This is a genomic window from Streptomyces sp. NPDC057963 (assembly GCF_042887155.1).
Taxonomy (GTDB): Bacteria; Actinomycetota; Actinomycetes; order Streptomycetales; family Streptomycetaceae; genus Streptomyces.
Map to the genome: position 1 here is coordinate 342,035 of NZ_JBHVPX010000002.1, position 21,347 is coordinate 363,381.

Annotated in this window: 18 protein-coding genes and 1 pseudogene; 9 read left to right on the forward strand and 10 right to left on the reverse strand. The window is 70.4% G+C overall.

What is annotated here, in order from left to right:
• Positions 1-4 precede the first annotated feature (4 nt).
• Positions 5-1,426: a dihydrolipoamide acetyltransferase family protein gene (locus tag ACFVT1_RS05265; RefSeq protein WP_389792713.1), complete on the forward strand. Its 1,422-nt coding sequence runs from the start codon at positions 5-7 to the stop codon at positions 1,424-1,426.
• Here ACFVT1_RS05265 and ACFVT1_RS05270 read toward each other — a convergent pair.
• Entirely contained in the window at positions 1,413-1,907 is a 495-nt protein-coding gene (locus ACFVT1_RS05270) for an ATP-binding protein (RefSeq protein WP_389792715.1), read from the reverse strand. The genes ACFVT1_RS05265 and ACFVT1_RS05270 overlap by 14 nt on opposite strands.
• A gap of 228 nt (positions 1,908-2,135) precedes the next feature.
• Between ACFVT1_RS05270 and ACFVT1_RS05275 the strand changes: the two genes are divergently transcribed.
• The 3 genes from ACFVT1_RS05275 (at position 2,136) to ACFVT1_RS05285 (ending at position 3,814) form a co-directional block, all read left to right on the forward strand.
• Positions 2,136-3,014, forward strand: coding sequence for a helix-turn-helix domain-containing protein (locus ACFVT1_RS05275; protein ID WP_389792717.1), 879 nt, complete (start codon positions 2,136-2,138; stop codon positions 3,012-3,014).
• Between the two features lie 2 nt (positions 3,015-3,016).
• Positions 3,017-3,202, forward strand: coding sequence for a DUF397 domain-containing protein (locus ACFVT1_RS05280; RefSeq protein WP_389792719.1), 186 nt, complete (start codon positions 3,017-3,019; stop codon positions 3,200-3,202).
• 72 nt (positions 3,203-3,274) lie between these two features.
• Positions 3,275-3,814, forward strand: a complete 540-nt coding sequence (locus ACFVT1_RS05285) for a GNAT family N-acetyltransferase (RefSeq protein WP_389792721.1) — start codon at positions 3,275-3,277, stop codon at positions 3,812-3,814.
• A gap of 165 nt (positions 3,815-3,979) precedes the next feature.
• On the opposite strand, the gene ACFVT1_RS05290 is transcribed toward ACFVT1_RS05285, so the two are convergent.
• Together ACFVT1_RS05290 and ACFVT1_RS05295 are read right to left on the reverse strand one after the other, a co-directional pair.
• Complete coding sequence (locus ACFVT1_RS05290) at positions 3,980-4,948, reverse strand: SGNH/GDSL hydrolase family protein (RefSeq protein WP_389792723.1); 969 nt, start codon at positions 4,946-4,948, stop codon at positions 3,980-3,982.
• Between the two features lie 146 nt (positions 4,949-5,094).
• Positions 5,095-5,466 (reverse strand): annotated as a pseudogene (locus ACFVT1_RS05295) (transposase); the annotation flags it as partial.
• A gap of 183 nt (positions 5,467-5,649) precedes the next feature.
• Here ACFVT1_RS05295 and ACFVT1_RS05300 point away from each other — a divergent pair.
• Positions 5,650-6,039: a VOC family protein gene (locus tag ACFVT1_RS05300; protein ID WP_389792725.1), complete on the forward strand. Its 390-nt coding sequence runs from the start codon at positions 5,650-5,652 to the stop codon at positions 6,037-6,039.
• 72 nt (positions 6,040-6,111) lie between these two features.
• Here the strand turns inward: ACFVT1_RS05300 and ACFVT1_RS05305 are convergent, their stop codons facing one another.
• A complete protein-coding gene (locus ACFVT1_RS05305; RefSeq protein ID WP_389792727.1) occupies positions 6,112-7,008 on the reverse strand; it encodes a D-alanyl-D-alanine carboxypeptidase family protein in 897 nt (298 codons plus the stop codon).
• Positions 7,009-7,293: 285 nt separating this feature from the next.
• Here ACFVT1_RS05305 and ACFVT1_RS05310 point away from each other — a divergent pair, with 285 nt between their 5' ends.
• Both ACFVT1_RS05310 and ACFVT1_RS05315 read left to right on the forward strand, forming a co-directional pair.
• Complete coding sequence (locus ACFVT1_RS05310; protein ID WP_389792729.1) at positions 7,294-7,989, forward strand: GntR family transcriptional regulator; 696 nt, start codon at positions 7,294-7,296, stop codon at positions 7,987-7,989.
• A complete protein-coding gene (locus ACFVT1_RS05315) occupies positions 7,986-9,296 on the forward strand; it encodes a nitrate/nitrite transporter (RefSeq protein ID WP_389792731.1) in 1,311 nt (436 codons plus the stop codon). The genes ACFVT1_RS05310 and ACFVT1_RS05315 overlap by 4 nt, the downstream gene beginning before the upstream one ends.
• A 163-nt stretch (positions 9,297-9,459) precedes the next feature.
• Here ACFVT1_RS05315 and ACFVT1_RS05320 read toward each other — a convergent pair whose 3' ends face one another.
• Positions 9,460-10,284 (reverse strand): maleylpyruvate isomerase family mycothiol-dependent enzyme, encoded by an 825-nt coding sequence (locus ACFVT1_RS05320; RefSeq protein ID WP_389792733.1) that lies wholly within the window; start codon positions 10,282-10,284, stop codon positions 9,460-9,462.
• A gap of 170 nt (positions 10,285-10,454) precedes the next feature.
• Here ACFVT1_RS05320 and ACFVT1_RS05325 point away from each other — a divergent pair, with 170 nt between their 5' ends.
• Positions 10,455-11,255, forward strand: a complete 801-nt coding sequence (locus ACFVT1_RS05325) for a carbon-nitrogen family hydrolase (protein ID WP_389792735.1) — start codon at positions 10,455-10,457, stop codon at positions 11,253-11,255.
• Between the two features lie 106 nt (positions 11,256-11,361).
• On the opposite strand, the gene ACFVT1_RS05330 is transcribed toward ACFVT1_RS05325, so the two are convergent.
• A complete protein-coding gene (locus ACFVT1_RS05330) occupies positions 11,362-11,853 on the reverse strand; it encodes an LURP-one-related/scramblase family protein (protein WP_389792737.1) in 492 nt (163 codons plus the stop codon).
• An 82-nt stretch (positions 11,854-11,935) separates the two neighbouring features.
• On the opposite strand from ACFVT1_RS05330, the gene ACFVT1_RS05335 reads away from it, so the two are divergent.
• Positions 11,936-13,762: an NHL domain-containing thioredoxin family protein gene (locus ACFVT1_RS05335; RefSeq protein ID WP_389792739.1), complete on the forward strand. Its 1,827-nt coding sequence runs from the start codon at positions 11,936-11,938 to the stop codon at positions 13,760-13,762.
• A gap of 118 nt (positions 13,763-13,880) precedes the next feature.
• Here ACFVT1_RS05335 and ACFVT1_RS05340 read toward each other — a convergent pair whose 3' ends face one another.
• The 4 genes from ACFVT1_RS05340 to ACFVT1_RS05355 all read right to left on the reverse strand — a co-directional run bounded on the left by ACFVT1_RS05340 (position 13,881) and on the right by ACFVT1_RS05355 (position 21,251).
• Positions 13,881-14,624: a hypothetical protein gene (locus ACFVT1_RS05340; RefSeq protein ID WP_389792740.1), complete on the reverse strand. Its 744-nt coding sequence runs from the start codon at positions 14,622-14,624 to the stop codon at positions 13,881-13,883.
• 194 nt (positions 14,625-14,818) lie between these two features.
• Positions 14,819-17,722 (reverse strand): BTAD domain-containing putative transcriptional regulator, encoded by a 2,904-nt coding sequence (locus tag ACFVT1_RS05345; protein WP_389792742.1) that lies wholly within the window; start codon positions 17,720-17,722, stop codon positions 14,819-14,821.
• A gap of 192 nt (positions 17,723-17,914) precedes the next feature.
• A complete protein-coding gene (locus tag ACFVT1_RS05350) occupies positions 17,915-19,213 on the reverse strand; it encodes a M18 family aminopeptidase (protein ID WP_389792744.1) in 1,299 nt (432 codons plus the stop codon).
• 211 nt (positions 19,214-19,424) lie between these two features.
• Positions 19,425-21,251, reverse strand: coding sequence for an acyl-CoA dehydrogenase (locus ACFVT1_RS05355; protein WP_389792746.1), 1,827 nt, complete (start codon positions 21,249-21,251; stop codon positions 19,425-19,427).
• Positions 21,252-21,347: the final 96 nt, after the last annotated feature.

The window sequence follows — 21,347 nt, forward strand, 5'->3', positions numbered from 1 at the left end:
GGACGTGACAACGATGACCGACACTTCCAACGCTGCTCGCTTCCGTGAGTTCAAGATGCCCGACGTGGGCGAGGGACTGACCGAGGCCGAGATCCTCAAGTGGTACGTCCAGCCCGGCGACACCGTCACCGACGGTCAGGTCGTGTGCGAGGTCGAGACGGCGAAGGCGGCCGTGGAGCTGCCGATTCCGTTCGACGGGGTGGTGCACGAGCTGCGCTTCCCCGAGGGCACGACCGTCGACGTCGGCCAGGTGATCATCGCGGTGGACGTGGCCCCGGGCAGCGGTGACGCGGCCCCGGCGCCGGCCGCCGTGCCCGCGCCGGCTGCCGAGCCGGAGGCGGCGGAGCCCGAGGCTCCGAAGGGCCGCCAGCCGGTCCTGGTCGGGTACGGAGTCTCCGAGAGCTCGACCAAGCGGCGGGCCCGCAAGGGTACGGCCGCTTCCGTACCGGCCGCCGCGGCGGCGATCCAGGGCGAGATGAACGGCCACGGCGCCGTGACGGTCCGGGAGAGCCGGCCGCTCGCCAAGCCGCCGGTGCGCAAGCTGGCCAAGGACCTGGGCATCGACCTGGCGACGGTCGTCCCGACCGGCGAGGGCGGCATCATCACCCGCGAGGACGTGCACGCGGCGGCCACGCCCGTACCGGCGCAGGCCCCGGCGCCCGTCGTGGCGGAAGCCGCTCCCACCGCCGAGGCCCCGGCTCCGGCCGTGGTCACCACGGTGGGCGCCCGCGAGACCCGCATCCCGGTCAAGGGCGTACGGAAGGCCATCGCGCAGGCGATGGTCGGCAGCGCGTTCACGGCTCCGCACGTCACCGAGTTCGTCACCGTCGACGTGACGCGCACGATGAAGCTGGTGGCGGAGCTCAAGGAGGACAAGGACATGGCGGGGGTGCGGGTCAACCCGCTCCTGATCATCGCCAAGGCCCTCCTCGTCGCGATCAAGCGGAACCCGGAGGTCAACGCCGCCTGGGACGAGGCGAACCAGGAGATCGTGCAGAAGCACTACGTCAACCTGGGCATCGCCGCCGCCACCCCGCGCGGACTGATCGTCCCGAACATCAAGGACGCGCACGAGCAGACGCTCCCGCAGCTGGCCGCGTCCCTGGGCGAGCTGGTCTCCACGGCCCGCGAGGGCAAGACCTCCCCCGCCGCGATGGCGGGCGGCACGGTGACCATCACCAACGTCGGCGTCTTCGGCGTCGACACGGGCACGCCGATCCTGAACCCGGGCGAGTCCGCGATCCTCGCGGTCGGCACGATCAAGCTCCAGCCGTGGGTCCACAAGGGCAAGGTGAAGCCCCGTCAGGTCACCACGCTGGCCCTGTCGTTCGACCACCGCCTGGTCGACGGCGAGCTCGGCTCCAAGGTCCTGGCGGACGTCGCCGCGATTCTGGAACAGCCGAAGCGCCTGATCACCTGGGCGTAGCTGTACGAGATGGGCCCGCACGAACGACTTCGCGCGGGCCCATCAGCATGTCCGGCCCCTGCCGCAGGGCGAGTTCGGCGAACACGGTCTTGCCGGCGGTGCGTGGCTCGACGCCCCAGCGGTCCGCGAGCCCCGCGACGATCAGGAGCCCCCGCCCGTAGCACTCGTCGTCGGTCACCTCGCGGGGGTCGGGCAGCCGCTCGCCGCGCGCGTCGCTCACCGCGATACGGAGCGTGGTCGCGGTGAGCGTGAGGTGGACGCGGAAAAGGCGGCCCTCGATGGCGCCGTGCAGCAGTGCGTTGGTCGCCAACTCGCTGACCAGGAGGGACGCGTCGCCGGCCAGCTCCGGATGGCCCCACTGGAGGACGAGCCGGGCGGCGCGATGACGGCACAGGGCGACGCTGCGCGCGGTGGGGGTGTAGTCGAGCCGGTCCTCGCGGAGGACGGGTTCGGGGACGGAGATCTGTTCGGCTGCGGTCATGGACGCGTGCCTCCGTGGGTACGGGCGGTGGCGATGCCGCGCCTGCGGGGCGCCGGTTTCGACGCAGGGCAGGGCGGTGCACTTCCGCCGGTTTCGGCTCCGCTGTGTGAGCGGCTGTGAGCCGAACGTAGCGACTGCTATGAGTTGGAGGCAAGTGAAACGGAGCCAATTGTCTCCAATGAGCGATGGTGGTCGACTACCTGTGCCGTGGAAGGCCACACTGGTGCGGTGAATCGAACGACTCGGCAAGGCAATCGGTCGTCAACTGTCCTGGGGCGCAGGCTCGGTAGCGAGTTGTTGCGCCTGCGCGACGCGTCAGGGAAGACGCAGCAGCAGGCAGCCCAGGTCATCAGCGCGACCAACTCGAAGATCGTGAAGATGGAGCAGGGGTGGGTTCCGATGAGGGACCCGGACATCCGGGCCCTCTGCGAGTTCTACGGTCTTGAGGACGCGCAGATCGTCAGCCGCCTGCTGGAGGTGGCCCGGTTGGACCGGGAGCGCCGCAAGGCGAAGGGCTGGTGGAACCAGTATCCGGAGCTGCGTTCGCTGGTCGAGTACGTCGCGCTCGAAGACATCGCCACGGGGGTCAGGACCTGGCAAGGGGCGTTCGTGCCGGGACTGCTCCAGACGCCGGACTATGCCAGGGCGCTCGCTGTCGGCAACGCGGACTGGGACGACCCGGACGAGATCGAGCGGTTCGTCGAAGCGAAGATCGCACGCCAAGCGCGCCTGGCGGACGGCAGTCCTCTTGCACTGTGGGCGATCGTCGGAGAAGGAGCCCTGCGGCAATTGGTTGGCGGCCGTGAGGTGATGCGCGCTCAACTGGAACGTCTGGCGGAGGCTGCTGACAAGCCAAATGTCACAGTGCAGGTTGTCCCGTTCCTCGCGGGCTCGCACCCGGGTATGACCAGCGCTTTTAGCATCGTGTCATTCGCTGAACCCGGTGCGATGGACGTGGTCTACATGGACACCACGTCGTCTACGCTGTGGCTTGAGAGCGAGTCGGATGCGGCGCGCCATAACGTCACGTTCGGTCGGATCGCCAGGTGCGGACTCGCTCCCCGCGATTCCATCGCTCTGATAGGGCGTATTCGCAAGGAGTTGTAGTCGTGCCACACTTCGAGTTCGTCAAGTCCAGCTACAGCAGCGGCAATGGCGAGTGCGTCGAAGTTGCGCGCAACATCCCCCACACCGTCGCCGTCCGCGACTCGAAACAGTCCGACGGCCCCGTCATCGTCCTCGGCCCCGCCGCCTGGGGCGCCTTCCGGGCCGGGCTGGTCCGGTCGTCGGACTGACCCGACCCGGCCGGCCGGCGCCTGTCGCGAAGGTCGCTGTTCACTGGCCTTGGGCTGTGTTTCCATGCCGCAGTGAAGAGCGAGAGCGTGTACGGCGCGGACGTACTCCCGAGTGCCCGAGCGCGGACTGATCGCGACCTCGGTGACTGTGCGCGGGTGCTGGCAGAGGTCCATGAGCGCGACGGCTATCCGGTGAACTGGCCCGATTCCCCGGGCGCATGGCTCACACCGCCGTCGCTCATCGCTTCCTGGGTGGCGGAACTGGACGGCCGCGTGGCCGGCCACATCGGCCTGTCCCGGAGCGACGCGGGAGACGCGGCTCCCGGGCTGTGGAGCGCTCGCGCGGGGCTGAGTATCGATGCGACCGCCGTGGTCAACCGACTGTTCGTCGCCCCGTGGGCCCGCGGCCACGGGATCGGTGCTCTGCTGATGGGGCAGGCTGTCGCAGCGGCACAGAATCGCGATGTGCATCCGGTGCTCGACGTGGTGGCTTCGGACACCGCGGCGGCGGCTCTGTACGAGCGGCTCGGCTGGCAGCTGCTGGCCACGGTCGAACAGCGGTGGAGCCCGGAGCAGAAGGTGACCGTCCGGTGTTATGCGGCGGCAACCTGAGCCGGTGCCCCCAGCATGGCCGGTACAGGTCCTTGTTAGGGCCTGTCTCCCAGAAGTGAGAGGCCGGGTTTGAGGTGGGCCTGGAAAGTAGGACCGGCCTCCGGCTGGTGCCGGAGGCCGGTTCGCTGCGGGATCGCCGGCCGGGTGCCGGGTGCCGGGTGCAGGTCAGCTGAGAGTGTTCAGCATCGCTTCTTCGACGTGGTCGGCGGCGTTGCGGTGGCCGAGGGCGTTGGGGTGCACGATGGACAGCTGGTCAGGGAGGGTGACGAATCCTTCGACCCACTTGGTGCCGTCGCAGACGCTGTGGTCCCGGGAGGAGGTGTAGAGGTTGACGAAGCTGGCGGCGTCCTGTGTGCCGGTGGAGTCGTCGATGGCCTTGTTGAGGGGTTCCAGGACGTCCTGGCGCAGCCAGGCCAGGTCGCCGGAGGTGATCGTGCCGAACTGCGTCAGGTCGCCGAAGCTGCACTTGGAGGCGTCTCGGGGGATGACCGTGGGGTAGCCGACGGCCAGGATCTTCGCGTGCGGGGCGCGCTGGTGGAGCACGGCGAGCATCCGGTCGTATTCATGGCGCACGGTCTTCAGCCGGTCCGGGACGTCGGCTGCCAGGGCGTCCTTGCACGGGGTGCCCTTGCCGTCGTTTTCGCCGCCCAGCTGCGCGCACTTGGTGAGGAAGTCGGCGAAACCGAGGGAGTTGCCGCCCACGCCGACGGTGATGACGTCTGTGTCCGCGCCTACCGCCTCGGACTGAGGGGGAACCGCGGGGAAGGGGTAGTCCGGGTCCTCGGAGATGGGCGGCAGGTGACGGCCGATCGGGTTCTGGGGGGTGTCGGTGACGTTCTCGATGGTGGCGGCGCCGCAGCTGACGTTGGTCAGGTCGAAGAGACCGCCGAGATCGCGGTCGATGACCTGGGGGTAGGACCGGTCGGTGCGCTCGCAGCCGTCGCGTGGGACTTCGAAGGTGTTGCCCGCGGCCCGGATGACTCCGGCGGTATATGAGTCACCCAGGGCGACCCACTGCTGCTGCTCGGCCGCGGCGGCGGGGTGCGCCCCGGCGAACTGGGCGGGGACGGCGGCGCCTGCGGTGAGAGCTACGGCCGAGCCGAGCAGGGCGAGACGGGTACGGAAGCGTGCCACGACATCTCCAGGGTGGGGTGACAATTCCACCCGACCATATACGCAGAGTCACGGATCATGCTGATTTTTTCACTGAAAGTATCCTTTTGGGGCACTGTCTCACGATGCTCACAAGCTTCCCGCGCGTGATCTGGTATCCACGCTCCTCAGCCCCGGCTCCAGATAAGAATGGCGGCGAGGTGGAGCGCGGCCTGATAGGCGACGGCCAGTTTGTCGGTACGCATCGCCAGGCCACGCCACTGCTTGAGCCGGTTAATGCATCGCTCGACCGTGTTGCGCTGCGTGTATGCATCCGCGTCGAAAGCCGGTGACCGACCGCCGGCACGGCCTCGCCGCAGGCGGTGGCCCACCTGATCTGAAGGCTGGGGGATGACGGCGCGAATCCCACGCCGGCGAAGGTGACTTCGGATCGCGCGAGACGAGCATGCTCGGTCGGCCAGGACTGTATCGGGACGGGTCCTTGGTCTTCCGGGTCCCTTTCGCGGAACGCGGATGGCCGCCATGACGGCTTCGAAGGCCGCGCAGGGTGAGGAAGGGGCGTGCGGCGGAGCCCGAGCCGGACACCGCCGGCTGAGGTCAGGGGCCACTGTTTCCCGCCATGCGCCATGAAGATGCCAAGGCGCGAACAGGTACGTACGGTGGTGAACACTCGGATGTTTATTGGCAATTGGACTGCGAAAGTCCGCTGTTAAGGTGGCCGGATGTCATCCGTCAAGAAGTTCCAGGTCACTTTCGATTGTGCGGAACCCGAGCGTGTGGCTCGTTTCTGGTGCGAGGTGTTGGGGTACTCCGTAACGCTGCCTTCTGATGGACAGGGTTCATGGGCCGTGTGCTCGGATCCCACAGGTGAGGGCCCGCGCATGTATTTCCAGCGCGTTCCCGAAGGGAAGGTCGCCAAGAACCGGGTGCATCTCGATGTGCGGGCCGGCACCGGGCTCGTGGGTGCGGAGCGGCTGGCCGTGCTTGAGGCCGAACGTGATCGGCTGGTGGCGCTCGGCGCGGTGTGCACGAATGTGCTCTATGCCGACGAGGACAACGAGTCGTGCATCAACATGCAGGACGTCGAGGGCAACGAGTTCTGTCTCGACTGAGCATCCTCCGGAACGGCGAGAGGGGGCCCGCGTGACGCGGGCCCCCTCCTTTGCGCGTGCTGCCGGACCGGGCTACTTCTTGAAGCTGTAGTCCATGATCTTCTTCATGTCCGCGGTGCGGGTGGTCGCGTTGGTGGAGGCGAGCACCGTGCCGATGACCGTCTTGCCCTTGCGAGTGGCGGCGAAGACCAGGCAGTACTTGGCGGTCGGGCCGGAGCCGGTCTTCACGCCGATCGCGCCGCTGTAGCTGCTGAGCATCGCGTTGGTGTTGGACCACGCCATGTAGCGGTAGCCACCGGACTTCGTGGTGACCTTCTGCTTGGTCGACTTGGTCTTCACGACCGCGCGGAACGTGGAGTTCTTCATCGCGTTGCTGGCGAGCTTCGTCAGGTCGCGCGGCGTCGAGTAGTTCGAGCCGTTCCCTATGCCGTCGAACGAGTCGAAGTGGGTGTTCTTCATCCCGAGGGACTTGGCCTGGGAGTTCATCTTGCCGACGAACGACTTCACGCGGGCCGCGCGGGTGCTGCCCGAGCCGTACTTGTCGGCCAGCGCGTAGGCGGCGTCGCAGCCGGACGGCAGCATCAGGCCGTACAGCAGCTGGCGGACGGTGACCTTGTCGCCCACGATCAGGCGGGCCGACGAGGCGCCCTTGGAGACGATGTAGTCGCTGTACGCCTTCTGGACCGTGACCTTGGAATCCAGGTTCAGGTTCTTCTGCGACAGCACCACCTTGGCGGTCATGATCTTGGTGGTGGAGCCGGTGGGGCGACGGGTGTCCGCGGCCTTGCTGAACAGGGTCTTCGCGGTGCCGTTGTTCATCACGAAACCGCCCTTGGCGGTGATCGTGGGGGTGGGCGTGGCAGCCTGCGCGGTGGAGGCGAAGACGCTGCCCGCGATGACGGCACCCGCCGTCAGGGCCACGGTGGCAGTGGCGGTAACGCGGTTTATGCCCTTAATGCCGATTTTCAACTTGAACGCTCCAAATGCACCTGGAATGCGGCCACATGAGGGTGCCGCTCGGTGGTGAGACTCATGAGGCCCGGGGAAGGATGTGCTGATTCCTGGGGCAATTTCGGAGCAACGGAGATTTCGGGCCGGAGGGGGGTACTCGTACGGAAACCCGTCCCGTTTCCGTACGCGCATCCGTCCGGAAAGGCCCGCACCCGTACGCGGCCTGTCCCGGATCCGTCCGGAAATCTGTCCGGATCTCGGACGGGTGAACTCATGCACGCATCTTGTATCTATGCTGTGTGCATGCCTGCCGCCCCTCCAGCCCTGAAGCCCCCTGCGAAGTCCGCCGTGAGGTCTTCCGCCAAGCAGCCGCCCGCCGCAGAGCGCGTCTACACCCACATCAAGGAAGCGGTCCTCGACCGTCGCTACGAGGGCGGCACGCTCCTCACCGAAGGCGATCTCGCGGAGGCCGTCGGGGTCTCCCGCACGCCCGTGCGCGAAGCGCTGCTGCGGCTGGAGGTCGAGGGGCTGATCAAGCTGTATCCGAAGAAGGGCGCCCTCGTTCTCGCCGTCTCCGCGCAGGAGATCGCGGACGTGGTGGAGACCCGGCTGCTGGTCGAGGAGTTCGCGGCCCGCAAGGCCGTGCCCGCGTCGGCGCAGTTGATCGGGCGACTGGAGGAACTGCTCGACGATCAGCGGCAGTTGGCGGAGGCCGGGGATCTGGCCGCCGTGTCCGTGAAGGACCGCTGCTTCCACGCCGAGATCGTGCGCAACGCGGGCAACGACATCCTCTCGCGCCTCTACGACCAGCTGCGCGACCGGCAGTTGCGGATGGGCGTCGCCGTGATGGAGGCGCACCCGGGGAGGATCGCCGCGAACATCACCGAGCACGGTGAGCTGCTGGAGGCGATCCGGTCCGGTGACGCGGACGGTGCCGCGCAGGTCGTGCGGCGCCATGTCAGCCGGGTCAAGGTGCTCGTCAGGGGTGAGGACCGGTGAGTTCCGCCGCTGCTCCCACCCTGTCCCTGCCCGGTGATCCACCCGGCGGCCGGCGTGCCGCGTGGGTCTGGGGCATCGGTGTCGCCGTCTACTTCGTCGCCATCATCTTCCGCACCAGCCTGGGGGTCGCCGGGCTCGACGCCGCCGACCGGTTCCACGTCAACGCCTCCGCGCTCTCCACGTTCTCCATCCTCCAGCTGCTCGTCTACGCGGGCATGCAGATACCCGTCGGCCTGATGGTCGACCGGCTCGGCACCAAGAAGGTCCTCACCCTCGGGGCCGTCCTGTTCACCCTGGGGCAGCTGGGCTTCGCGCTCTCCCCCTCGTACGGCATGGCACTGGCGTCCAGGGCGCTGCTCGGCTGCGGCGACGCGATGACGTTCATCAGCGTGCTGCGGCTCGGCGCCCGCTGGTTCCCGGCCCGGCGCGGCCCGCTGATCGGGCAGGTCGCCGCGCTCTTCGGGATGGCGGGCAACCTCGTCTCCACGCTCTTCATCGCGCGGGCCCTGCACGGATTCGGCTGGACCACCACCTTCGCCGGCAGCTCCGCCGCGGGGGTTCTCGTCCTCGTCCTCCTTCTCCTGTTCCTGAAGGACCACCCCGAGGGGCACGAGCCGCCGCCCGCCGAGCACGCGGGTGCCGCTTACGTACGCAAGCAGATCGCCGCGTCCTGGCGGGAGCCCGGCACCCGGCTGGGTATGTGGGTGCACTTCACCACGCAGTTCCCGGCCATGGTGTTCCTGCTGCTGTGGGGGCTGCCGTTCCTGGTGGAGGCGCAGGGGCTGAGCCGGTCCACCGCCGGTGAGCTGCTCACCCTGGTGGTGCTCTCCAACATGGCGTTCGGGCTGGTCTACGGGCAGATCATCGCCCGCCATCACGCGGCCCGCGCCCCGCTGGCCCTCGGGACGGTCACGGTGACGGCCCTGCTCTGGGCGTCGGCCATCTTCTACCCGGGCGACCGTGATCCGATGGGGCTGCTGATCGTCCTGTGCGTGGTGCTCGGTGCCTGCGGTCCCGCCTCGATGATCGGCTTCGACTTCGCACGGCCCGCCAACCCGCCGGAGCGCCAGGGCACCGCGTCGGGCATCGTCAACATGGGTGGCTTCATCGCCTCGATGACCACGCTGTTCGCCGTCGGCGTGCTGCTGGACGCGACCGGGGACGACTACCGGATCGCGTTCTCCTCGGTCTTCGTACTGGAGGCGCTCGGCGTCGTGCAGATTCTGCGGCTGCACTCCCGCGCCACGCACCGCGAGCGGGACCACCATGTGATCAGCCGGGTGGAAGCCGTGCACGTACCCGCGTAGCGCGGCTGTCGCGCCGGATCGGCGGCGCGCCCGTCCTTGTGCGACGGGCGCCGCCGACCACAGTGGCACGGCGCCGCCGAGGCGCTACGGCGCCTGGCACGGCGACATCCGGGCATCGCGATGCCCCGGCGTTACGGCCTCACGGCGTTACGGCCTCACGGCCTCATGGCGTCACGGCGAAGTTCTGCAGGATCGCCGTTGCCAGGTCCGCGTCGCCCTCGACCTTGATCCGGTCCGCGACCGCCCCCGCGCGCACCCGCCCGCAGGCGAGGCGGTAGTACGTCTCCCAGTCCATCGCCAGCGTCACCGCGGGTCCGAGGGACGGTGAACCGTCCACCGACCCGCGGCCCTCCGCGTCGACCCTGACCGTGCGCAGGAACTCCAGCTCCCCGTGCACATCGAGCACGACCGCCGAACTGGCCGGCGCGCCCGCGTCCTTGGCCACCACCTTCGGCAGCGCGGCGAGCAGGGTGTCCCGGACGACGGTGGCGCCGGGGGAGTCCAGATTGCCGGGCTGCCCCAGCGTCGCCCGCAGATCCTGCTCGTGCACCCAGACGTCGAAGGCCCGCATCTGCAAGGCCAGTTCGAGGGTCTGCTCGGCGCCGAGCGGCGCCCGGACCATGGTCTGGGGGTCACGCGACTCGTTGCGCAGCTGACGTGCGCGGCGAATGATCGTGTACTCCAGCTCGGAGGTCATCTCCGGCGCGGTGTGGTGGCGCCGCACATCGACCTGCATCTCCATGTAGCGGGCGAAGTCGTTCTGTACGTGGTAGAGATCGCGCGGCAGCGTGTGGATCGGGCGCGGGTCGCCGAGCTGCTCGGACTCCATGCCGATGATGTGCGAGACGATGTCACGCACCGACCAGGCGGGGCACGGCGTACGGCTGTTCCACTCTCCTTCGGCGAGCGGCTTCACCAGCTCGGCTATCGACTCGATGGAGTGGGTCCAGGCATCGGCGTAGGTCTGGAGGCTGGGATGGACGGTCACGGGACCCCTCGTGCGGTTCTGCGGTGCATGGGCTGGAGTGCTGGGCGCGGGCGGTGGGCTGCGTGGGAGGTTCGATCGCTAAGTTACGCTGCGAGCAGGCACCCCGGCAGTGCTTTCGTGTGACGATCGTAGGCCCGTGTTGACGGCTCGAATGCCAGGACGGTGGTAGTGTGCGCGCCTCCCTCATCCAGATCGCAGTAGACCCGGACGAATCCGTCAATTCCCGTAGGCAACGTGCGGCTTCGCTGATCGTGGCCCAGCGCGGTGCGGATCTCGTGGTGCTCCCCGAACTCTGGCCGGTCGGCGCCTTCGCGTACACGGCCTTCGCGGACGAGGCCGAACCGCTCCAGGGGCCCACCCACGACCTCATGGCGAAGGCCGCCGCCGACGCCGGTGTCTGGCTGCACGCCGGCTCCTTCGTCGAGCGCGCGGCCGACGGCACCCTCTACAACACCGCGCTCGTCTTCACGCCCGAGGGCGAGCGGGCCGCCGTGTACCGCAAGATCCACCGCTTCGGCTTCGACCAGGGCGAGGCGGTCATGATGGGGGCCGGCGAGGAGCTCGTCACAGTCGCCCTGCCGCAGACCACGCTGGGCCTCGCCACCTGTTACGACCTGCGCTTCCCGGAAATGTTCCGCGGCCTGGTCGACGCCGGCGCCGAGACGCTGATCGTCGCGGCGGGCTGGCCCGAGCGCCGCCGCGCCCACTGGACGCTGCTGGCCCAGGCCCGCGCCGTCGAGAACCAGTCGTACGTCCTGGCCGTCGCCACCGCGGGCACCCACGCCGGAGTCCAGCAGGCCGGACACAGCATCGTCGTCGACCCCTGGGGCGAGGTGCTCGCGGAGGCGGGCGCGGACGAGGAGGTGCTGAGCGTGGAGTTCGACCCGGCGAAGGTGGCCGCCACGCGCGAGCAGTTCCCGGCGCTCAAGGACCGGCGGCTGGGGCTGGCCCCTCCCGGGGCGGGCAAGTAGTACGCGTTCCGAGGCGGGCGGGTAGGCACGCGTTTTCGGGGCGGGCGGGCAGGCGCGCGTTCCGGAGGCGGGCAAGGCGGCGCGTTTCACGTGAAACGTGCCGGGGTCAGTCCTCGTGCTCCTTGTCGGCGAGCACGATGACGCACACCGATACGGCGATGAGCAGCGCCGTATCGGCGTCCTCCCGTACGACATCGATGCCGTAGGTGTCCCGGACGGTCAGCCACCGCCGTGAGATCTGGGCCAGCAGTTCCCCGTCGTAGTCGATGGCGAACTCGCGGTCCAGGATCTTGCCGCTGACGTCGAGCTCGGTGCCGTCCACCAGCGTGACCCGGTAGTGGTTGCGCAGCAGCGACAGCCGCTTGCGTCTGACCGTGGCGAGCTGTTCGCCGTCGCGCTCGATGAGCATCGTGTCGCGCAGGCTGAGCAGCTTCTGCCGGATCTCGACCAGGACCCGGCCCTGCGCGTCCTTCAGCTCGAAGGTGTCACGCACCCGCATGGCCTTGCCGTCGACGAGGAAGACCTTGCGGCCGTCCGCGTCCTCGATCCAGTAGTCGTCACCGACAGCGAAGAGCCGTTCACGTACCAGGAATCTCATGGTGCACAGGTTCCCCCAGGGCTCTCCGGAATGCGTGGACCCTCCGGAATGCGCGCGGGCCCTGGTGATGTTGACTCTTCACATGGCAACACGTGCACGCGTCAGGGCCCCCGAGCTGGTCGGCAAGGGCGGCTGGCTCAATACAGGCGACCAGCAGTACACCCTCGCTGACCTGCGAGGACGCATTGTGATCCTGGATTTCTGGACCTTTTGCTGTGTGAACTGTCTGCATGTCCTCGATGAGCTGCGCGAGCTGGAGGAGAAGCACCGCGACACCGTCGTGATCATCGGTGTGCACTCGCCGAAGTTCGTCCACGAGGCCGAGCACCAGGCAGTCGTCGACGCCGTCGAGCGGTACGAGGTCCACCACCCGGTCCTCGACGACCCGGAACTGGCCACCTGGAAGCAGTACGCCGTACGCGCCTGGCCCACGCTCGTCGTCATCGACCCCGAGGGGTACATCGTCGCCCAGCACGCGGGCGAGGGCCATGCGCACGCCCTCGCGAAGCTGGTCGAGGAGCTGGAGGCGGAGCACGGGGCGAAGGGCACGCTGCGCCGCGGCGACGGCCCCTATGTCGCGCCCGAACCGGTCGCCACGCATCTGCGGTTCCCCGGCAAGGCCCTGCTCCTGCCCGACGGCGGCTTCCTCGTCTCCGACACGACCCGCCACCGCCTCGTCGAGATCGAACGTGACAGCGAAACGGTTCGTCGTCACGTCGGAACGGGGGACCGAGGGTTCACCGACGGCGGACCGGAGGATGCCCGGTTCTCCGAGCCGCAGGGGCTCGCCGTGCTGCCCGACGGCCGGATCGCGGTCGCCGACACCGTCAACCACGCCCTTCGTGCCCTCGACCTCGCCACCGGGGTGACGACGACGCTCGCCGGCACCGGCCGCCAGTGGTGGCAGGGCTCGCCGACGACGGGCCCGGCCCGCGAGGTCGACCTCTCCTCCCCCTGGGACGTCGCCTGGTTCGCGGACCGGCTGTGGATCGCCATGGCGGGCGTGCACCAGCTGTGGACGTACGACCCCGCGACGGAGACGGTGCGGGTCGCGGCGGGCACGACCAACGAGGGCCTGGTCGACGGTCCGGCCGACGAGGCCTGGTTCGCCCAGCCGTCCGGGCTCGCCGCGTCGGCCGACGGGGAGCGGCTGTGGGTCGCCGACTCGGAGACGTCCGCCCTGCGGTACGTCGAACGCGACGGGACCGGCTTCGCCGTCCGCACGGCCGTCGGCACCGGCCTCTTCGACTTCGGGCACCGCGACGGCGCCGCGGATCAGGCGCTGTTCCAGCACCCGCTGGGGGTGACCGCGCTGCCCGACGGGTCCGTGGCCGTCTGCGACACGTACAACCACGCGCTGCGGCGCTACGACCCCGTGAGCGGTGAGGTCACCACCCTGGCCACGGATCTGCGCGAGCCCAGTGGCGCCGTGGCGGCCGACGGCGATCTCGTCGTCGTCGAGTCCGCCCGGCACCGGCTGACCCGGCTGCGGCTTCCCGAGGAGGCCGTGCGCGTCGCCGACCAGGCGCACCGCACCCGGCGCGCGGCCACCGAGATCGCCCCGGGCACGCTCCGGCTCGACGTGGTCTTCCAGGCGCCCGCCGGCCAGAAGCTGGACACCCGGTACGGTCCCTCGACCCGGCTGCTGGTCTCGGCCACCCCGCCGGGGCTGCTGGCGGAGGGGTCCGGTCCCGGCACCGACCTGTTCCGCGACCTGGTCCTGGCCGACGGCGTCACCGAGGGGGTCCTGCACGTGTCCGCGATGGCGGCGTCCTGCGACGACGATCCGGCGAACGAGTACCCGGCCTGCCACGTCCACCAACAGGACTGGGGCGTCCCCGTCCGCGTGACCGCGGAGGGAACGCCCCGGCTGCCGCTGGTGCTGGCAGGGATGGACGAGCGGGCCTGACGGCGCGCGGAGCCCCGGCCTCCGGACAAGACGGAGGGCCTTCTGCGCCGGGTGCGGTGTGTGCGGCGGGGCAGGGGCCGTGTCCCGCGGGGCTCGTCGTACGGCCCGGCTCAGCAGGTCAGGAGGTGCCCGCCTGCTTCATGGAGCTCACCGCTTCGGCGACCGTGCTCCGGTACAGGCCGAGCTTCGGGTCGCGCACCTTCACATCGGGGCCGAGCTCGAAGTTCTGCGTGTCGGCGTTGGGCATGTGGTCGCCGTCGGCGAGCACGTTCATCTCGTCGATCCAGGTCAGGCCGTTCGCACCGCTCGGGTTGAGGTCGATCACCGCAAGGGCGGCCGTCTTGGGCTTGACCGGGTACGCGGGTGCGCCGCCCAGGCCGCCGGGAACGGCCGGCTGGATGTCGGAGCTGTGGTCCGAGGCCTTCGAAGCGCCCAGGCTGACCCGCGGGAAGTAGCTCAGGCCGCAGGAGTTCGCGCCGACGTTGTTGACCTCGATCACCTGCTGGGTGGCCGAACCCTCGCGGGGGTACACGCGTATCGACAGGTCCCCGCTCTGGCACGGGTGCTTGTAGGCGTAGCTGTCGCTGGTGTTGCCGTCCGACCCGGTGCCGCCGCCCGTCTTGGCGCTGCCGTTGGACGTGCCGGTCTTCGAGGTGTTCGCCTTCGTGGCTCCGGTGTTCGTGGTCGTCGCGTCGGCGGCGGGCTGGGAGGCGCCCGTCGAAGCAGCGGCCACTGCGGCGTCACTCGCCGAACCGGCGGACTTCGTGCCGGTGTCGTCCCCGCCGCAGGCGGTGAGGGCCAGGGCGAGCACCGCGGTGGTCGCGGCGGCGAGGACGGTGGTGCGGTGGCGGAGCGTGCTCATGGAAATTCCCCCGAGTGTGACGGTGAGGCGGACGCCTGGTCATTGGCGAACGCCCCTGACCTGCTGACATCCATGAGTCTGGGGCGGGCCGCTCATGTTCTGATGGCGTCCCGCTGACGTCCCGCTGACGTTCGGGGCCGTCACTCCCACGTCATCGCGCGGGCGCGCGGCTCAGCATCGCGTGGGCGCGCGGCTCAGCCGTTGTCGGCGAGCCGCTGGACCGCCTCTTCGTGCCGTTTGCGGTACTCCGTCCGCGCCGTGACCCGCAGCAGCGCTTCGAGGGCCCGTACCGCGCCCTCGTCGTAACCGGCGCTCTCCGCTTCCCCGGCGGCCAGGTCCAGCAGCTGGATGCCGTCGTCCTCCTCGCCGAGTGCCAGCCGGGCCTCGCCGCCGACGGCCAGCAGCAGCACCCGGCGGGCGACCTCCTCGTGCTCGGGCCCGAGGTCGAGCGCCGTCCGGGCGGAGTGCAGGGCGTCCTGCGGGCGGTTGGCGGTGAGCTGCATCCGGGCGAGGTGCTGCAGGGCGAGCATCTCGGTGTGCGCGTCGGATTCCTCGCGGGCCAGGCCGACGGCCCGTTCGCAGCCCTCCAGCGCCGCGTCGAGCCCGCCCTGTTCGGCCTGGACGATGGCCAGGTTGATCAGCGCGGTCGCCTCGCCGAGCCGGTCACCGGCCTGCCGGGCGAGGGCGGGCGAGCGCTCCAGCAGGGTGACGGCGTCGGTGGTCCTGCCCTCCTCGGTCAGCACCCAGCCCAGCAGATTCAGCACCCGTGACTCGGCGTACGGATCGTTCTCGGTGCGGGCGGAGTCCAGGGCCAGTTCCAGCAGCGGGGCCCAGCCGTCCCGTACCCGCCACACCACCTGGGGCCACTGGAGCAGGATGATCCGCCAGGCCCGGTCGTCGAGCCCGGCGGTCCGGGCCGCGACGGCGGCCAGGGCGAGGTCGTCGCGCTCGGTGGCCAGCCAGTTCATCGCCGCCGCCCGGTCGGTGAAGTCCCTGACGGCGGCGGGGCGGCGGTAGCCGTCCGGCAGGACGAAGCAGGGCTCACCGCCGGGTTCGGCCGTGTCGGCGGCGGCGAGCGCCGTGGCGATGTAGTGGTCGAGGACGCCGACGAGGGCTTCGGCGCCGGACGCGGGGTCCAGCCCGCGGGCGTAGAGGCGGACCAGATCGTGCAGCCCCCAGCGCCCGGGTGCCGTCTCGGTGACGAGGTGGGCGGCGGCGAGCCGGTCCAGCGCCGCCGCGGCGGCGACCGGGTCCGTGCCGGCGAGCGCGGCGGCCGTGTACGGGTCGAAGTGGCCGCCGGGGTGGTGGCCGAGCCGGGTGAACTGGTGGACGGCGTCCGGCGGCAGTTGCTGCACGGTCAGCCGCAGCGCGGCCGAGACACCGGTGTCGTCCACGTCGAGGTAGGTCAGCCGGCTGCGCTCGTCGGCCAGTTCGTCGGTCACGTCGGCCAGCGTCCGCTGCGGACGTCCCGCCAGCCGGGCCGCGATGACGCGCAGGGCGAGCGGCAGCCCGCCGCAGAGTCCGGCGAGCCGACGGGCGGCCACGGGCTCGGCGAGGACCCGGTCCTCACCGAGCACCCCGGCCAGCAGGGCCGTGCTGTCCTGCGGTTCGAGTATGTCGAGCGGGACGGGGCGGGCCGCGTCCGAGGCGATGAGGCCCTCCAGCCGGTGCCGGCTGGTGACCAGCGTGACGCAGTCGGTGCCGCCCGGCAGCAGGGGCCTGACCGTGGCGGAGTCACGGGCGTTGTCGAGGACGACGAGCAGCCGGCGCCGGTCCGTCAGGGACCGGAAGAGAGCGGCCGCGGCGGAGACGGACTCGGGGACGCGGCGCGGGGCGACGCCGAGCGCCAGCAGGAACTCGCGCAGGACTTCGAGGAGCGCGGGCTCACCGGTGTCGCTGAACCCGCGCAGATCGGCGAAGAGCCGGCCGTCCGGGAAGGCGGCGGGGTTGCGGTGCGCCCACTGGAGGGCCAGCGCGGTCTTTCCCACGCCGGCCGGTCCGGTGACCAGGCAGACGGGCGCCTCGCCCGCCGCGGCCCTGGTGAGCGCGGCCAGCTCGGGCACCCGCCCGTGGAAGCCGCGGGGTGCGCGGGGCAGCAGATCGGTGGGGTGCGGGTCACCGACGAGGGGCGGCGGGGCGAGCGGACGGGGAGGCGGCGGGCCGGGGACGATGCCCGTACGGGTACCGGCCCCGGTCTCCGTCCGGGCCCCCGCCCCGGCCTCGGTCCGGGTCCCCGCCCCGGTCTCCGTCCGGGCCCCTGCCCCGCCCTCCGTACCGCCGTTCACGTCGCGCGAGCGGTCGGCAGGTTCGGCAGGTTCTGCGGGTTCTGATGGTTCTGCGGGCCGTTCGTCCGGACCGGGGTCGCCGCGGAGTATCAGCGCGTACGCGTCGGCGAGTTCGTGTCCCGGGTCGATCCCCAGCTCGTCGGCGAGCAGCCGCCGCGTGCGGTGGAACCAGTCCAGCGCCTCCGACTGGCGCCCCGCCCGGTACAGCGCCGTCATCAGCGCCGCCGCCAGCGACTCCCGCATCGGATGCGCGACCGCCTCCGCCCGCAGCATCGCCGCCGCCCGGCTGTGCTCCCCCAGCGCCGCGTGGGCGCACGCCAGTTGTTCGACCGCCGCCAGCCGCGACTCCTCCAGCGAATGGGCGGCGGCCTGGAGCGGCGGCCCGGCGAACGCGCCGGTGAGCGCCGGGCCCTGCCACAGGGACAGGGCCTCCTTGAGCATCAGTACGGTGTCGGCGGGGTTGCGCTGCTCCCGCGCCAGGACCAGCAGCTCCTCGAACCGCTGCGAGTCCAGCAGGGTCTCCGGCGCCCGCAGTACGTACGCGTCGCCGAGCGTGACCAGCTCCACCCCGTACGCCTCCGCGTCCGCGCCCACCAGGAGGGCCCGCAGCCGGGACACATGCCCCTGGATGACGCTGCGGGCATGCAGCGGCGGTTCGTCGTCCCACAGGGAGTCCGTCAACCGCGCGATGGATACGGGTGTGTTGGCGGACAGCAGCAACGCGGCCAGCAGGCTGCGGCGTTTGGCGGGACCGAGCGGGAGCGGCCCGGTGTGCGTGTCGACGGAGACGGTGCCGAGCAGCCGGAACTCCACGTACGGCTTCCCTTCCGGGCGGGGTACGCCCGAGGTGGGGGCACGGGCAAAGTCCCAGGATATCGGGGGTGCCGCGGTGTCGGCGAGGGGTCACCGGCCGGTCGACGGGGCGCTGTCGGCAGACGCCCGGCGGTTCCGGGCCGGTGTACGGATCGGGTACCCGGCCCGGCGCCGCGGCCGGGCGGGGCGGGCTCAGCCCGCCAGGAACGCCGCCACCGCGTTGGCCAGCAGATACGGGTCGTCCGCGCCGCACAGTTCACGGGCGCTGTGCATCGACAGGATCGCGACGCCGATGTCCACGGTCTGGATGCCGTGCCGGGCGGCCGTGATCGGGCCGATCGTGGTGCCGCACGGCATCGAGTTGTTGGAGACGAACGTCTGCCACGGCACGTCCGCCTTCCGGCACGCCTCCGCGAACACGGCCCGGCCGCTGCCGTCGGTCGCGTACCGCATGTTGACGTTGACCTTGAGGATCGGTCCGCCGTTGACCACCGGGTGGTGGGTCGGGTCGTGGCGCTCGGCGTAGTTGGGGTGGATCGCGTGGCCGGTGTCGGAGGAGAGGCAGACGGTTCCGGCGAAGGCACGGGCGCGGTCCTCGTACGTCCCGCCGCGGGCGAAGACGGAACGCTCCAGGACCGTGCCGAGCAGCGGCCCGTCGGCGCCGGTGTCGGACTGCGAGCCGTTCTCCTCGTGGTCGAAGGCGGCCATGACCGGGATGTACGGAAGCTCGGCGTCCGGCTGCCCGGCGACGGCGGCGAGCGCGGCGGCGGCCGCGTGCACGGAGAGCAGGTTGTCCATCCGGGGCCCGGCCAGCAGCTCGCGGTCCCGGCCCAGGTAGGCGGGCGGCTCGACGGCGTGCGGCATCAGGTCCCAGCCGGTCACGTCGTCGGCGTCGACGCCCGCCTCCTCGGCGACGAACCGGATCAGGTCGCCCTCCTCGACGTCCCCGAGGCCCCAGATCGGCTGCATGTGCTTCTGCCGGTCGAGCTTCAGGCCGTCGGGGTTGGCCGACCGGTCCAGATGCACGGCCAGCTGCGGTACGCGCAGGAGCGGCCGGTCGATGTTCACCAGCCGGTGCGTGCCGTCGCGCAGCGAGATCCGCCCGGCGAGGCCGAGGTCGCGGTCGAGCCAGGTGTTGAGGAGTGTCCCGCCGTAGATCTCCACGGCGATCTGCCGCCAGCCGTACGCCCCGGTGTCGGGCAGCGGCTTGACCCGCAGGTTCGGCGAGTCGGTGTGCGCTCCGACGATCCGGTACGGGGTGTGTGCCGCGGCGCCCTCCGGCACGTACCAGGCCACGATCGCGCCGCCGCGCAGGACGTACTTGCCTCCGCTGGTGCCGTCCCAGGCCGCGGTCTCCTCGACCTGCCGGAATCCGGCCTTCTCCAGCCGCTCGGCCGCGGCGGCCACGGCGTGGTACGGGGAGGGGGAGGCCATCAGGAAGGCCATCAGATCGTCGGTGTGCCCGCGGTCGAAGCGGAGGGAGGAACTCATGTTCTTCACTGTAACGAGGCCGGACCCAGAGGTTTCACCGTCGTCCCGGGGCGGCGTCCGCCCCGTCTCCGGGGAGCGCCGCGGAGGGCTTTCCGCCGTTCCGGGCGGGCCGGGCCCGCGGCCGGCGTACCCGGCCGTTACGACAGCACCGCCCCCCGAAAGCGTCTCCGGGGGGCGGTGCTGTCGGCCGTGACCGCGAGCGGGCCGAAGGCTAGAACGCGGCCTCGTCCAGCTCCATCAGCGAGTTGTCGACGGACTCGGCGAGCGCGCGCTCGGCGGAGACGCCCGGCAGGACGTTCGCGGCGAAGAACTTCGCGGCGGCAATCTTGCCCCGGTAGAAGGCGACGTCCTTCGCGGAGGCGTCCCGCAGCTTCTCGACCGCGACGGCCGCGCCCTTGAGCAGCAGGTAACCGACGACGACATCGCCGGAGGCCATCAGCAGACGGGTGGTGTTGAGACCCACCTTGTAGATGTTCTTGACGTCCTCGCCGGTCGCGGTGAGGTCGGTGATCATCGTGCCGACGATCGCCTCCAGGTCCACGGCCGCCTTGGCGAGCGAGTCCAGCGCACCGGACAGCTCCTCGTTGCCCTGGGCGCCCGCGAGGAACTTCTTGATCTCCTCGGAGAGGGTGTTCAGCGAGGCACCCTGGTCGCGGACGATCTTCCGGAAGAAGAAGTCCTGGCCCTGGATCGCCGTCGTGCCCTCGTACAGCGTGTCGATCTTGGCGTCACGGATGTACTGCTCGATCGGGTACTCCTGGAGGTACCCGGAGCCGCCGAAGGTCTGGAGCGACTGCGCCAGCTGCTCGTACGACTTCTCGGAGCCGTAGCCCTTCACGATCGGGAGCAGCAGGTCGTTGAGGCCGTGCAGTGCCTTGGCGTCCTCGCCCGCGGCCTCCTTCTCCTGGATCGCGTCCTGGACGGTGGCGGTGTACAGCACGAGGGAGCGCATGCCCTCCGCGTACGCCTTCTGCGTCATGAGCGAGCGGCGCACGTCCGGGTGGTGCGTGATGGTGACCTTGGGGGCGCTCTTGTCCATGAACTGCGACAGGTCGGTGCCCTGGACGCGCTCCTTGGCGTACTCCAGCGCGTTGAGGTAGCCGGTCGACAGGGTCGCGATGGCCTTCGTGCCGACCATCATGCGGGCGAACTCGATGATGCGGAACATCTGGCGGATGCCGTCGTGCTTGTCGCCGATCAGCCAGCCCTTGGCGGGGTGCCGGTCGCCGAACGTCATCTCGCAGGTGTTGGACGCCTTGAGGCCCATCTTGTGCTCGACGTTGGTCGCGTACACGCCGTTGCGCTCGCCCAGCTCGCCGGTGGTCCAGTCGAAGTGGAACTTCGGGACCAGGAACAGGGAGAGGCCCTTGGTGCCGGGGCCCGCGCCCTCGGGGCGTGCCAGCACGTAGTGGAGGATGTTCTCGGACATGTCGTGCTCGCCCGAGGTGATGAAGCGCTTCACGCCCTCGATGTGCCAGGAGCCGTCCTCCTGCTCGACCGCCTTCGTGCGGCCGGCGCCCACGTCCGAACCGGCGTCCGGCTCGGTCAGCACCATCGTGGAGCCCCACTGCCTCTCGACGGCGATCTCGGCGACCTTCTTCTGCGCCTCGTTGCCCTCGTCGAAGAGGATGCCGGCGAACGCCGGGCCCGAGGAGTACATCCAGACGGCCGGGTTCGAGCCGAGCAGCAGCTCCGCGTAGGACCAGATCAGGGAGCGCGGGGAGGTGGTGCCGCCGATCTCCTCGGGCAGGCCCAGACGCCAGTACTCGGAGTCCATGAACGCCTGGTACGACTTCTTGAAGGTCTCCGGGACCGGCGCGGTGCCGGTCTCCGGGTCGAAGACCGGCGGGTTGCGGTCGGCGTCCGCGAAGGATTCGGCCAGCTCGTTCTCCGCGAGGCGGGCGACCTCGTCGAGGATGCTCTTCGCCGTCTCGACGTCCATCTCGGCGAACGGGCCGGTGCCGTACGTCTTGTCGCGCCCGAGGACCTCGAAGAGGTTGAACTCGATGTCGCGGAGATTCGACTTGTAGTGCCCCATGGGAAGGCTCCGTAATCAATAGCAGTGGCGTGCAGCGCCCCGGGAAGGGGTGTGGGCCGGACGGGCGACGAGCTGGCGGTGCGTATATCAGCTGAC

Coding starts and splice junctions, on each gene's coding strand:
- ACFVT1_RS05270 (WP_389792715.1), bottom strand. CDS start 1,907: ATGACCGCAGCCGAACAGATCTCCGTCCCCGAACCCGTCCTCCGCGAG.
- ACFVT1_RS05300 (WP_389792725.1), top strand. CDS start 5,650: ATGTCATCCGTCAAGAAGTTCCAGGTCACTTTCGATTGTGCGGAACCC.
- ACFVT1_RS05310 (WP_389792729.1), top strand. CDS start 7,294: ATGCCTGCCGCCCCTCCAGCCCTGAAGCCCCCTGCGAAGTCCGCCGTG.
- ACFVT1_RS05330 (WP_389792737.1), bottom strand. CDS start 11,853: ATGAGATTCCTGGTACGTGAACGGCTCTTCGCTGTCGGTGACGACTAC.
- ACFVT1_RS05335 (WP_389792739.1), top strand. CDS start 11,936: ATGGCAACACGTGCACGCGTCAGGGCCCCCGAGCTGGTCGGCAAGGGC.
- ACFVT1_RS05340 (WP_389792740.1), bottom strand. CDS start 14,624: ATGAGCACGCTCCGCCACCGCACCACCGTCCTCGCCGCCGCGACCACC.
- ACFVT1_RS05350 (WP_389792744.1), bottom strand. CDS start 19,213: ATGAGTTCCTCCCTCCGCTTCGACCGCGGGCACACCGACGATCTGATG.
- ACFVT1_RS05355 (WP_389792746.1), bottom strand. CDS start 21,251: ATGGGGCACTACAAGTCGAATCTCCGCGACATCGAGTTCAACCTCTTC.